Origin of the sequence: Hoeflea ulvae (assembly GCF_026619435.1) — a bacterium.
Lineage (GTDB): Bacteria > Pseudomonadota > Alphaproteobacteria > Rhizobiales > Rhizobiaceae > Hoeflea > Hoeflea ulvae.
This window is the reverse complement of the sequence record NZ_JAOVZQ010000001.1, coordinates 41,494-53,625: the sequence shown is the minus strand read 5'-3', so window position 1 is coordinate 53,625 and position 12,132 is coordinate 41,494. Positions and strand designations below refer to the sequence as shown.

Sequence of the window (12,132 nt, the reverse complement as noted above, 5' to 3'; positions counted from 1 at the left end):
GCGTTAAGACGCCGGTCGAACCGGCGATTCATCGGGCCTGTTCGGCAAGCATTAACCATTTCCGTTTACGCATCGGTAAGAGATGTTTCAATGCCTACTGCACGACAGTGGCGGAAAAGGGGTGGCTGATGGGAGTTTCGGGCCGCATGAAAACTGCGATCGAACCGAAGGCCAGCGATTTCCTGATGCCGGACCGGAAGCGCCGCGCGCCAAGGCCGCGGGTGCGCGATGTCGAGGATGCCTGTTTTGAAGCCGTCGACAATGGCCGCACGCCTGCCGGCCCTGCCGCCGCAGCCGCGCGCAGCGGTGTGTTCAAGTCCCGGGTCACTGAATCCCTGGAACCGGGGCCCTTTCCGCGGGATTTCGCACAGGTCGACCCGGTTGACGCACAGGCAGCAGACCGCGGCGAGCGGCTCGGCGTGTTCAGGGCCGGGCAGTCCGGTTCCGAATCAGGCCGTAGTCCTGGCATGGCGGCGTCCGGCCTGACGCTGTGCGCCGTTGCCGCCGCAATGGTGTGGATGGCGGGAGGAACCGCACCGGTCGAGCAGCCCGCAGCCGTGGTGCAGAGCGCATCCGCGCCCGGATTGGCGCTGCAGGCGCCGTCGATCACCGGCCGGGCGGCATTGCTGCCGGACCCGGTGGTGACCTCCGCAATTGGCGAAACCGACGCTGCTCCCGCCAAAGCCGGTTACACCGCGCCGACCCCGCGTCCGGCCCGGATCGAGCGGGCGGGTTCCATCCTGATGATCCGGCCCAGCGGCGGCTGAGCGCCTCGAAGCAGGCCAGAACGGATCAAATCGCTTCCATTTGGTCCTGATCGGCTCTAGGACAGTGCGGCAATGTTGACCGAACTATCTGGAGAGCGCGAATGCCGGTTGTGCGCGGAAAAATCATCGAGCCCTTGTTCACGCCCGAGGTGATTGCCCAGCGCAATCGCATCATGGCTTCCGAGATCGCTGCCAATCCGAAGAACGACCTGCTGGTCATCTCCATTCTCAAGGGCTCGTTCATTTTTGCCGCCGACCTGATCCGGGCGCTGCATGATGCCGGGCTCGAGCCCGAGGTCGAGTTCATCACCCTGTCGAGCTATGGCCGCGGAACCACCAGCCAGGGCGTCAAGATCATCAAGGACATCGACAGTGACGTGAAGGGCCGCGACGTGCTGCTCATCGACGACATTCTCGAATCAGGCCGGACACTGAGATTTGCCCGCGACCTGATGTATGAGCGCGGCGCCAATCATGTCGACATCGCCGTGCTTCTGGACAAGCGGTCGCGCCGCGAGGGCACATTGGACGCTGATTATGTCGGGTTCGAATGCCCGGACTATTTCGTCGTCGGCTACGGCATGGATGTAGCCTATGCCTTCCGCGAGCTGCCATTTGTCGGCGTGGTCAAGGGCGACGCCTGAGTCCGAAGGCTCCGGCGTGGTTTTTTGCCCCGGTTTGCGCTACATTCAGTCCATGTTGCGGCAAGTTTCAAATCATAGGTTGCGGCAAACGGCTGCGCTGCAGTGCGCCACCACCGGTGGTGGCCACACGCGGTAGCCCTGTGATTCGCACGCAAGCGCTTGTTCAGATCTCCGATTTGACCGCGCAGGCCCCGGGAGCATGACAATGGCGAGAATCCTGATTGCCGAAGATGAAGAGTCGCTGCGGCGCTTTGTTGCCCGCGCGCTCGTGATCGACGGGCATGAAATCGTCGAGGCAGGAGACGGCGCCGAAGCGCTCGACTATCTGCAGGCCGAGGGGTTCGACCTGCTGTTGTCCGATATCCGCATGCCGATCATGGACGGCATTGCGCTGGCGACGGCCACGGCTGAACTGGTTCCCGACATGCCGATCCTGCTGATGACCGGATTTGCCGAGCAGCGCGAGCGGGCCGAACCGCTGATGCGCATCGTGGTGGACGTGGTGGAAAAGCCCTTCACCCTGCCGCAGATCCGCCAGGCGGTGGCCGATGCGTTGACCAGGAAGGCCGCCTGACGGTTCCCTATTTCAGGTCGAGAAGGCGTTCGAGATAGCGCTTTTCCAGTTCGGGCGACAATTGGTCGCCGAGACGTTCGCGAATGGCGTCCAGAATTTCGCGGGCGCGCTGGATGTCGATCTCGTCGGGCACCTTGACCCGGCTGCCGAAATCCGGACCGGTGGTCGAGCGCGGCCGGCCAAGCGGATCGCGGTCATCGGCTGCGCGGTTGCCGTTGCGGGCAGGGCCTTCACCCTCCGCTTCGCCCTGCTGGTCGCCCATCGCCTGCATCATCTGGTTCATCATGTCCTCGGCGCCCTGGCGCAGCGCCTGCAAAGCGCGGCCCTGATCGCTCAGCGCCTGACCGGTTTCTCCGCCCTCAAGATTGCCGGCGGCATCGCCCATGGCTTCACCGGCTTCGCCAAATCCTTCCGACGGCTGTATGCCCATTCCCTCGAGATCGCTCTGCAATTGTCCCAGCGCGTCACGCAGTTCCTGCTGGCTGCGCCCCAGCGCGCCGAGCATCTCTTCCAGTGACTGTGCGCCCTGGCCCTCCTGTCCCTGGTCCTGGCCGTCTCCGGGCTGCTGCTGACCCTGTTGCTGCTGACGGTCGCGGCCTTCGCCGGGCTGGCTCTGGCGCTCACGGTCGGCGCGCATGGTTTCGTCCATCAACTGCTGCTGCTTGCGCATGAGTTCGCCCAGCTTGTCCATCTGCTGGCGCATCGGACCGCCCTGCTGCTGCTGGCGTTGCTGCCGGCCGGCCTGCAGATTGTTCATCATGCGCTGCAATTCCTGCAGCATCTGCTGAGCCTGGTCGCGGGCGCCGGAGCGGGCCAGGTTCTCGATCTGGTCGAGCATGTTGTCGAGGTCGCGCTGGCGCAGCATGTTTTCCGGCATGGCCTGCTGGGTCTCGCCATTCTGGTTTGCGGGGTTCTGGCGCGCCAGTTCACGCAGATATTCCTGCATCGCTTCGCGCAGCTCGTCCATCAGCTGGGCGATCTCCTCGTCGGTGGCGCCGTTTTCCAGCGCTTCGGCCAGCGCATTCTGGGCATCGCGCAGTCGACGTTCGGCCAGCGACAGATTGCCATCCTCAAGCTGCAGGGCGACGCCCCACATGTAATCGATGGCGGCACGAAGGTCTTCATCGCTGCGGGCATTTTCAAGCCGGCCGCGGACCGATTGCAGCAACAGGTAATGGGTGAGGTCGGGAATGGTCTCTTCCGGCGCAATCGTCAGCGCATCATGCAGGTCATAGACCCGGCGCAGATTGTTGGCATCAAGCGCCAGCACGCCGCGCTGCTCGACCACCGCTGCTGCAAGCGGTTCTGAAAAGCGCCGCCCGGGCAGAACCGTTTCCAGGGTTTCGCTGCGGCCTTCCTGGCCCGCGCCGTCAATGGCGACAAGGGTGATCTTCACGTTCTGGCCGGCCAGCGGGTGTTCGGTGAGGTCGTGGCTCGACACCGCGCGGTTGTCCTCGGACGACCGGCGCGGCAGCGACAGCCGGTATTTCGGCGGGTCAAACAAGGGCCGGGCATCAGGTGCGGCGTCCCCGGCGGGGATGATTTCCGCCTCGGCGCGGGCAATGCCGTGGTCGTCGCTCAGCGTGTAATCGAGCTCCAGCGCGCCGTTGACGGCGCGGCGCGGGGTTTCGACGAATGCGGCAACGGGAGGTGCGTCAGGGATCAGGTGAATGCTGAAGCCGGCTGCGGACCGGCCGGCGCTGATTTCAAGCCGACCGTCGGAGTCCGGTCTGAATGTCCAGGTCGCGGCCCCTGCGGCTGCCGGCCTGCCGGTGGCGCCGGCTTCGGATCGCTCGACCGGGCTCTGCGATGCCTCGTCCGCCCCCCAGGTCACCACGGCATCGGCATCGCCGCCGCCAATCTGGATCGTGACCTCGCTGCCGTCGAAGGCGTCGACAGGAAGGCCTGCATCACGATCAAGTCCGGTGAGGAAGACCGGAGCCTGATTGACATAGGACGGCGGGGTGATCCAGGCGTCGATGCGGACATCCGGCAATGTGCTGGTTGCGTGGCTGACAAGGGCGTCGCCGGGCCGGCCGGCATTGCCCGAAAAGGAATAGCCGAAGGCGACAAACAGCGTCAGCGCAACCGCGACACGGATGCCCCAGGGATCGCGCGCCGGCAGGCTTGAGCGCGGAAGGCCGGTTTCGAGCGTGCCGATGGTTTGCGCCATGCGGCGGCGATGTTCATCCCACAGCGCGCGCGCCAGCGGATCGGTCGCCGCAACAGTGTCATCCTGGCTGGCGATCGCCTGATTGGCGATGCGGTTCTCCGTTTCCAGCCGGGTGTCGATTTCGCCGCGGTCGGGGGACCGGAAGCGCGTCAAAGGCCACAGCGAGGCCAGGAAGGCCAGACAGAACAGCCCGAGAAGCGCCAGCCGCAGCCAGTCCGGCACGATCCTGAAAACTCCGAACCAGGAGAAGCTCAGATACAGGGCGACGACGGCCAGGAGCGGGGCCGAAAGCGTGATGAGACGGCCGAGCCACAGGTTGAGCCGCATGCGCAGGCGGCCGAAGGCGACCGCGCGGCGGGCGTCATCAGGGCTTTGTGTCGGGGCGGTGTGCTTGCTGCCGGGTCTGTCTGCCATCTCGGTTTCCTTCAGCGTCAGACATGAAGATAGCAGTCTTTGCGGCCAAGGCGAGGCCTGTGACAAAAAAGTCAGGCTGAAGGCAGACCCGGAACGGCGGCAGCCCGGCTCAGTCGAGCCAGGCCGGCACCGAATCCATGCCGATCAGATCCTCGTAGGACGGGCGCTTGCGAACGATGTGGAAGCGGTCGCCATGCACCAGAACCTCGGGAACGAGAAGCCTGGTGTTGTAGGTTCCCGCCTGTACCGCGCCATAGGCGCCGGCCGATCCGACGGCAATCAGGTCGCCGGGCCTGGGTTCGGCCATTTCCCGGTCCCGGGCAAGATAATCGCCGCTTTCGCAGACCGGGCCGACAATATCGGCGCGGATGCGCGGGGCATTGGCAGCGGAAATCCGCACCGGGCGGATCTCGTGCCAGGCCTCGTAGAGCGTCGGCCGGATCAGGTCGTTCATCGCCGCATCGACGATGACGAAGGTCTTGTCGCCGCCATCCTTGACATAGATGACTTCGGTCACCAGCACGCCGGCATTGGCGACGATCAGGCGGCCGGGTTCGAGAATGACCTTGCAGCCCAGGTCGCGCAGCCGGGCCTTGACCATCTTGCCATAGGCATCGGGATCGGGCGGCGGCAGATTGTCATCGCGGTAGGGAACGCCGAGGCCGCCGCCGATGTCGAAATGATCGATCGTGTGGCCATCGGCGCGCAGGGCAGTGATCAGCTCGACCATCAGCTTGAGCGCATCATCGAAAGGCTGCAGCTCGGTGATCTGGCTGCCGATATGCATGTCTATGCCGGTAACGCGCACGCCGGCAAGCGTTGCCGCGTGATTGTAGACCGCAGGCGCGCGCTTCCAGGAGATGCCGAACTTGTCTTCCTTCTTGCCGGTCGAGATCTTGGCATGGGTCCTGGCGTCGACATCGGGATTGATGCGGAAGGAAATCGGCGCAACCTTGCCCATGGCGAGCGCCCGGGCATTGAGCACTTCGAGTTCGGGTTCGGATTCGATGTTGAAGCAGTAGATGTCGGCGGCCAGTGCGGCGTCCATTTCGCGCACGGTCTTGCCGACGCCCGAAAACATGATCCTGGAGGCAGGCACACCGGCGGCCAGGGCGCGGCGCAGCTCACCTTCGGAGACCACGTCGACGCCGGATCCCAGCTGCGCCAGGGTCTTGAGGACGGCCTGGTTGGAATTGGCCTTCATGGCGAAACAGACCATCGAATCGATATCGGCGAAGGCGCCCGAAAACACCTTGTAGTGCCGGGTCAGCGTGGCGCTGGAATAGCAATAGAACGGAGTGCCGACCTGGGCGGCGATGTCGGGAAGGCTGACGCCTTCAGCGTGCAGAACGCCGTCGCGATACTCAAAATGATTCACTGGGAATGCCTATTCAAGAAGACCGTCAAGGATGAAACGGCGTTCGGGCGCCGGTGCGGGCGCGGTTTCGCCATCGGCTATCGTCGTGGTTGCCGTCACGCCGGGACGCTCGAGCGGCCCCTTTTTGCCACAGCCTGCGAGGACCACGGCGAGCAGCGCCATTGCGCCTATGGTTTTGATCCAGGGACCGGTCGTCATTCGCTGTTCCTCACGATAGTCTGATAACGTCCAAAGCGGTGGCCTACATACAAGTTTTCGCCGCGATGTGCACCTGCTTTGTCCGCGGGTCTCAGTTGCGTGCGCGCCACCAGGCAATCTGCTTGCGCACCTGCGAGGGTGCGGTGCCGCCAAAGCTCTGCCGGCTGGCGACGGAGGCTTCGACGGTCAGGACGTCGAAAATCCCTGCGGTGATCGCCGGATTGATGCTTTGCAGATCCTCGAGCGACAATTCGGCCAGTTCGCAGCCTTTTTGCTCGGCCATGGCGACGGCATGTCCGGTGGCGTGATGGGCATCGCGGAACGGCAGGCCTGCCTCGCGCACCAGCCAGTCGGCGAGATCGGTTGCGGTGGAATAGCCCGATCCGGCGGCCTTGCGCATCTGGTCGGTCCGGATTTCCATGTCGCTCATCATGCCTGTCATGGCGGCAATCGACAGCTCCAGGCTCTCGGCCGCGTCAAAGACCTGTTCCTTGTCTTCCTGCATGTCCTTGGAATAGGCCAGCGGGAGTCCCTTCATGATGGTCAGAAGCGCCACCAGCGAGCCATTGATGCGGCCGGTCTTGGCGCGCACCAGTTCCGCGGCATCGGGGTTCTTCTTCTGCGGCATGATCGAGGAGCCGGTGGAAAACGCGTCGGAGAGTCGCACGAAGCCGAATTGCGGCGTCGACCAGATGACGATTTCCTCGGCCAGCCGCGACAGGTGCACGGCGCAGATCGCGGCCAGCGACAGGAATTCGAGCGCGAAGTCACGGTCCGACACGGTATCGATCGAATTGCGGGTGGGTTCGCGGAAGCCGAGCGCCTGGGCGGTCATGTCGCGGTCGATGGGAAAGCCGGTGCCGGCAAGCGCTGCGGCACCAATCGGGCTCTCGTCCATGTGCTCGATGGCATGGCGCACGCGCTGGCGGTCGCGGCCGAACATTTCGACATAGGCCATGCAATGATGGCCGAAGGTGACCGGCTGAGCCGACTGAAGATGGGTGAAGCCGGGCATGACGGTGTCGGCATGCAGCTCGGCCTTGTCGAGAAAGGCGGTGATCAGCCGGGTCAGCGCGGCTTCGGTGCGGACCAGCTCTTCCTTGACCCAGAGGCGGAAATCAAGCGCGACCTGGTCATTGCGCGAGCGCGCGGTGTGCAGCCGACCGGCGGTCGGGCCGATGAGCTCGGCCAGCCGCGATTCGATGTTCATGTGAATGTCTTCGAGCTGGCGCGAGAAAACGAAGCTGCCTTCATTGATCTCTGACAGGATCGTGTTCAGTCCGTGAGAAATCTTGTCGCAGTCTTCGCTCGAAATTATGCCAGTCTTGGCAAGCATGGCCGCATGTGCGAGGGATCCGCGGATATCCTGGGTATAGAGCTTGCGGTCGAAATCGATACTGGCGTTGATTTCCTCCATGATGGCATCGGGTCCGGAGGCAAATCGTCCGCCCCACATCTGGTTTGACGCCTGTTTGTCATTATCTGTCGACATGAGCCTGCCTTGGAGTTTGTCATGAGCCAATCGCGCACCCACCTGTCCACCGGCGCCCTCGTCGCAATTGCAATTGCGCTCGGCGTCATGGTGGGGGCTGCCGGGATATACTGGAAAGCATCACCGTCTGGCAATGCGCTGCTGGCCGAAAGTCCCGGATCAGCGACACAAGCCGAATGCAAGGCGGATTCGGAGCTGCTTGCCAGGCTCAAGCCGCTGGCCAAGGGAGAGGTGGCTGCAATGGCGGTTCGCGAGACCGCGATCGCGCTTCCTGAGCTCGGATTCACCTCCGAGGATGGCGTCGAGATGAGTCTGGCGGATTTTTCCGGTCAGGCGCTCCTGGTCAATCTCTGGGCGACCTGGTGCGCTCCCTGCCGCGCGGAAATGCCGGCCCTGTCGGAATTGCAGTCGGAACTGGGTGATGACGGCTTCAAGGTGCTGGCGGTCAATATCGACACCGGCGACGTGGCCAAGCCCGCGGCTTTCCTCGAGGAAATCGGCGTCGCCAATCTCGGGCTCTACCGTGATGAAACCATGGGCGTGTTCAACACGCTGAAAAGGGAAGGGCTGGCCTTCGGCCTGCCGGTGACGCTGATGATCGGCAAGGACGGCTGCATGCTGGGCGGCATGAACGGGCCGGCGGAATGGGCCAGCGACGACGCCAAGGCACTGGTTGCCGCACTCAAGGCGGGCTGAACAATCAGGGCGCGGCCTGAATGTTCCGGCCACGCCCGATCGGGCATTGTTCCTGTCGTCCGGCCGTCAGTTGAAGGCGCATCCCGGCTTGACGCCCAGTTTCTTGAAAACCATCGCCGCCGGGCAGAAGCCGGTGACCGAAGACTGGATCAGGTTGAGGCCGACAAAGACCGTCAGCAGATGCCAGTAGGGAGACACATAGACGCCGAGAGCCACGGACAAAAGAACCATCACTCCCGCGAATGCCAAAATCGTACGATCAAGTCCCATTTTCATATCCTCTGATCTGTCGCGGGCCGTGCCCGCGCCGACGGGGGTCCGGCGGCTTCACCTGAGAGATATATAGGGTATATGAATTGTATATTCAATATGTTTTATATTCATGTGGCCGCATCGAGTGGTGACGTCGCACCGCATCCGGGAACGGACGGGTTGCCTCAGCCGCCGATGCGGGTGCGGGTGTCGGGTTTGCGGCGGATGTGCAGGGTCTTGCTGACCCGGGCCACGGCCTCGCCTTCGGCATTGACGATATCGACCGAAAATGCCCGCAGAAAGGTCGAGCCCTGGGTTTGCGTGTTGGCCCGGATCTCGTCGAGCATGGCCTCTGCCAGCCGAAAGCTCGCCGACACCGTGCCGCGGCCGGGGCGCAGGAAGTCTATCCCGGCGGATCTGTCCCAGACCGTGTAGCTGCGATCGAGATTGCGCATCACCATCAGCATCCAGAACGGATCGGTCATGGCAAAGAGCGATCCGCCGAAATGGCAGCCGACATAGTTCCTGTTGTAGACGCGTTCGCGCAATTCGACATCGACGGCGCGGAAATCATCGCTGATGCGCACGATCCTGATGCCGGCGCACAGCAGCGGCGGCCACAGGTTCATGCCGCGGCGGAGGGCATTTGCTTTCATCTGCGGTCTTACCGGGTGGGGACGGGAACGTCGCCGCGATAATCATAGAACCCGCGGCCGGATTTGCGTCCGAGCCAGCCGGCCTCGACATATTTGACCAGCAGCGGACAGGGCCGGTATTTCGAATCCGAAAGCCCGTCATGGAGCACCTGCATGATCGACAGACAGGTGTCGAGCCCGATGAAATCGGCCAGTTGCAGCGGACCCATGGGATGGTTGGCGCCAAGCTTCATGGCGGTGTCGATGGCTTCCACCGATCCGACGCCCTCATAGAGCGTGTAGATCGCCTCGTTGATCATCGGCAGCAGGATGCGGTTGACGATGAAGGCCGGAAAATCCTCGGCGACGGTGATGGTCTTGTCGAGTGTCTCGATGAAGCCGCGCGCGGTCTTGAAGGTGGTGTCCTCGGTGGCGATGCCGCGCACCAGTTCCACCAGCTTCATCACCGGCACCGGGTTCATGAAATGAATGCCGATGAAACGCTCGGGCCGGTCGGTGGCCGAAGCCAGCCGGGTGATCGACAGCGAGGAGGTGTTGGTGGCGAGAAGCGCCTCGGGATTGAGAACCGGGCAGAGCTGCTGGTAGATTTTGCGCTTGACGGTCTCGTCTTCCGTCGCCGCCTCGATGACCAGATCCATTGCCGCAAGGTCGGACATTTCCGGCGCCATGTGGATCCGGGCAAGGGCTGCCTCGCGCTCGGCCTCGGTGGTCTTGCCGGAGGACACCTGCCCGGCAAGATTGCCGCTGATGGTGGCGAGCATGGTCTGAAGCCTGTCGGCCGAGACATCGTGAACATGGACGTCATAGTTCGCCATGGCGCAGACATGAGCAATGCCGCCACCCATCTGGCCCGCGCCGATAATGCCAACACTCTTGATCTGGTTGCCCATTTGCCCCGCCTGACTGGATTTTGGATGCTGCCGGGCGCACTGACATGAGCGCGTCCGAACCAAGAACCTAAATGGCCGGGGTGGAGACGTCCAGCCCGGCCATTGATCTTGTCGTCAAATTCTGACGGCTCAGAGCGCTTTTTCAAGCTCCGGCAGTGCCTCGAACAGGTCGGCGACCAGTCCGTAGTCGGCGACCTGGAAGATCGGGGCTTCCTCGTCCTTGTTGATGGCAACGATGACCTTGGAATCCTTCATGCCGGCCAGGTGCTGGATGGCGCCGGAAATCCCGCAGGCAATGTAGAGATCGGGGGCCACCACCTTGCCGGTCTGCCCGACCTGCCAGTCATTGGGCGCATAGCCCGCATCGACGGCCGCACGCGAGGCGCCGACGGCGGCACCGAGCTTGTCGGCCACCGGCAGGATGACGCTCTGGAACTTTTCCGACGAACCCAGCGCACGGCCACCGGAGATGATGATCTTGGCCGAGGTCAGTTCCGGACGATCGCTTTCGGCAATCGCATCCTTGACGAAGGACGACAGGCCCGGATCGCCGGCCGAAGCTGTGGTCTCGACCGAAGCCGATCCGCCTTCGCCGGCTGCCGAGAAGGACGCCGTGCGAACCGTGATGACCCGTTTTGCATCGGTCGATTTCACCGTCTGCAGCGCATTGCCGGCATAGATCGGACGCTTGAAGGTGTCAGGCGCGATCACTTCGATGATGTCGGAGATCTGCATCACGTCCAGAAGCGCCGCAATGCGCGGCATGACGTTCTTTCCGGATGTGGTCGCAGGCGCCATCAGCGTGTCGTAGTCGCCCGCAAGCGAGACGGCGAGCGCTGCCAGCGGTTCGGCCAGCCGGTTGGCATATTCATCGCCTTCGGCGTGCAGCACCTTGGTGACACCCTCGAGCATGGCGGCCGCATCGGCGGCTGGTTTGGCGTCCTTGCCGGCAACCAGGACATGGATGTCGCCGCCGATCTGGGTGGCGGCGCTGACCGCCTTGGCGGTCTGGTCGGACAGCGAGGCGTGGTCGTGTTCGGCAATAATGAGAATGGTCATGGTAGGATCTTCCTTTCCCGCGCTTACAGCACGCCTGCTTCGTTCTTGAGCTTGTCGACGAGTTCGGCCACCGAGCCGACCTTGACGCCGGCCTTGCGGCCGCCCGGCTCCTCGGTCTTGATGACTTCGAGCCTTGGCGCGGTGTCGACGCCGTAATCGGCAGCACTCTTCTTGTCGAGCGGCTTCTTCTTGGCCTTCATGATGTTGGGCAGCGACGCATAGCGCGGCTCGTTGAGGCGCAGATCGGTTGTGACAATGGCCGGCAGCTTGACCGAAATGGTCTGCAACCCGCCATCGACCTCGCGGGTGACGTCGGCAGAGCCGTCGCCGATCTCGACCTTGGAGGCGAATGTGGCCTGGCTCCAGCCGAGCAGTGCCGAGAGCATCTGGCCGGTCTGGTTGGCGTCGTCATCGATCGCCTGCTTGCCCAGGATCACCAGGTCAGGATTTTCCTCGCCGACGATGCCCTTGAGGATCTTGGCAACAGCGAGCGGCTCGACGATGCCGTCGGCCTCGACCAGGATCGCCCGGTCAGCGCCCATGGCGAGAGCTGTGCGCAGGGTTTCCTCGGCCTTGGCCGGCCCGATCGACACGGCGATGACTTCGGTGGCCTTGCCGGCTTCGCGCAGACGCAGGGCTTCCTCGATGGCGATTTCATCAAAGGGGTTCATCGACATCTTCACATTGGCAAGATCGACGCCGCTGCCATCGGATTTGACCCGGATCTTGACGTTGTAGTCGACGACGCGCTTGACCGGCACGAGAATTTTCATCGGATTGCCTTCCTCACTTTGCTAGGCCCTACAGAGTTTGGCCATGTTCCAATTTGCCCTGAACCCGGAGGTGCGGGGCCGAATATCCGGATTTTGCCTGTTCACAGGCCGGCCGGATAGCCGATTGCCGACATGGATACGCGATTTCTCTCCAAATTCAATCGCA

13 protein-coding genes are annotated in these 12,132 nt (G+C 63.2%); 4 read left to right on the top strand and 9 right to left on the bottom strand.

Annotation, left to right across the window (positions count from 1 at the left end):
• The first annotated feature begins 146 nt into the window (after positions 1-146).
• The 3 genes from OEG82_RS00260 to OEG82_RS00250 all read left to right on the top strand — a co-directional run bounded on the left by OEG82_RS00260 (position 147) and on the right by OEG82_RS00250 (position 1,985).
• Positions 147-767: a hypothetical protein gene (locus OEG82_RS00260; protein ID WP_267610472.1), complete on the top strand. Its 621-nt coding sequence runs from the start codon at positions 147-149 to the stop codon at positions 765-767.
• Positions 768-868: 101 nt separating this feature from the next.
• On the top strand, positions 869-1,411 hold the full coding sequence (gene hpt, locus OEG82_RS00255; protein WP_267610471.1) for a hypoxanthine phosphoribosyltransferase: 543 nt from the start codon (positions 869-871) through the stop codon (positions 1,409-1,411).
• 205 nt (positions 1,412-1,616) lie between these two features.
• Positions 1,617-1,985, top strand: a complete 369-nt coding sequence (locus OEG82_RS00250) for a response regulator (protein WP_267610470.1) — start codon at positions 1,617-1,619, stop codon at positions 1,983-1,985.
• Positions 1,986-1,992: 7 nt separating this feature from the next.
• On the opposite strand, the gene OEG82_RS00245 is transcribed toward OEG82_RS00250, so the two are convergent.
• From OEG82_RS00245 to argH, 4 genes are all read right to left on the bottom strand, one after another.
• The gene (locus OEG82_RS00245; RefSeq protein ID WP_267610469.1) at positions 1,993-4,572 is read right to left on the bottom strand and encodes a TIGR02302 family protein; all 2,580 of its coding nucleotides are present in this window, start codon (positions 4,570-4,572) and stop codon (positions 1,993-1,995) included.
• 109 nt (positions 4,573-4,681) lie between these two features.
• Positions 4,682-5,950, bottom strand: a complete 1,269-nt coding sequence (lysA, locus tag OEG82_RS00240; RefSeq protein WP_267610468.1) for a diaminopimelate decarboxylase — start codon at positions 5,948-5,950, stop codon at positions 4,682-4,684.
• 9 nt (positions 5,951-5,959) lie between these two features.
• Positions 5,960-6,148 (bottom strand): LPS translocon maturation chaperone LptM, encoded by a 189-nt coding sequence (gene lptM / locus OEG82_RS00235; protein WP_267610467.1) that lies wholly within the window; start codon positions 6,146-6,148, stop codon positions 5,960-5,962.
• A gap of 91 nt (positions 6,149-6,239) precedes the next feature.
• A complete protein-coding gene (argH, locus tag OEG82_RS00230; RefSeq protein ID WP_267610466.1) occupies positions 6,240-7,640 on the bottom strand; it encodes an argininosuccinate lyase in 1,401 nt (466 codons plus the stop codon).
• Positions 7,641-7,661: 21 nt separating this feature from the next.
• Between argH and tlpA the strand changes: the two genes are divergently transcribed.
• Positions 7,662-8,336, top strand: a complete 675-nt coding sequence (gene tlpA, locus OEG82_RS00225; RefSeq protein ID WP_267610465.1) for a thiol:disulfide interchange protein TlpA — start codon at positions 7,662-7,664, stop codon at positions 8,334-8,336.
• 66 nt (positions 8,337-8,402) lie between these two features.
• Here tlpA and OEG82_RS00220 read toward each other — a convergent pair whose 3' ends face one another.
• The 5 genes from OEG82_RS00220 to OEG82_RS00200 form a co-directional block, all read right to left on the bottom strand.
• The gene (locus tag OEG82_RS00220; RefSeq protein WP_267610464.1) at positions 8,403-8,606 is read right to left on the bottom strand and encodes a YgaP family membrane protein; all 204 of its coding nucleotides are present in this window, start codon (positions 8,604-8,606) and stop codon (positions 8,403-8,405) included.
• A gap of 167 nt (positions 8,607-8,773) precedes the next feature.
• Positions 8,774-9,244 (bottom strand): DUF4442 domain-containing protein, encoded by a 471-nt coding sequence (locus OEG82_RS00215; protein WP_267610463.1) that lies wholly within the window; start codon positions 9,242-9,244, stop codon positions 8,774-8,776.
• 8 nt (positions 9,245-9,252) lie between these two features.
• Positions 9,253-10,134, bottom strand: coding sequence for a 3-hydroxybutyryl-CoA dehydrogenase (locus OEG82_RS00210; RefSeq protein WP_267610462.1), 882 nt, complete (start codon positions 10,132-10,134; stop codon positions 9,253-9,255).
• 129 nt (positions 10,135-10,263) lie between these two features.
• Complete coding sequence (locus tag OEG82_RS00205; protein ID WP_267610461.1) at positions 10,264-11,193, bottom strand: electron transfer flavoprotein subunit alpha/FixB family protein; 930 nt, start codon at positions 11,191-11,193, stop codon at positions 10,264-10,266.
• A gap of 23 nt (positions 11,194-11,216) precedes the next feature.
• Positions 11,217-11,966 (bottom strand): electron transfer flavoprotein subunit beta/FixA family protein, encoded by a 750-nt coding sequence (locus OEG82_RS00200; RefSeq protein WP_267610460.1) that lies wholly within the window; start codon positions 11,964-11,966, stop codon positions 11,217-11,219.
• Positions 11,967-12,132 lie beyond the last annotated feature (166 nt).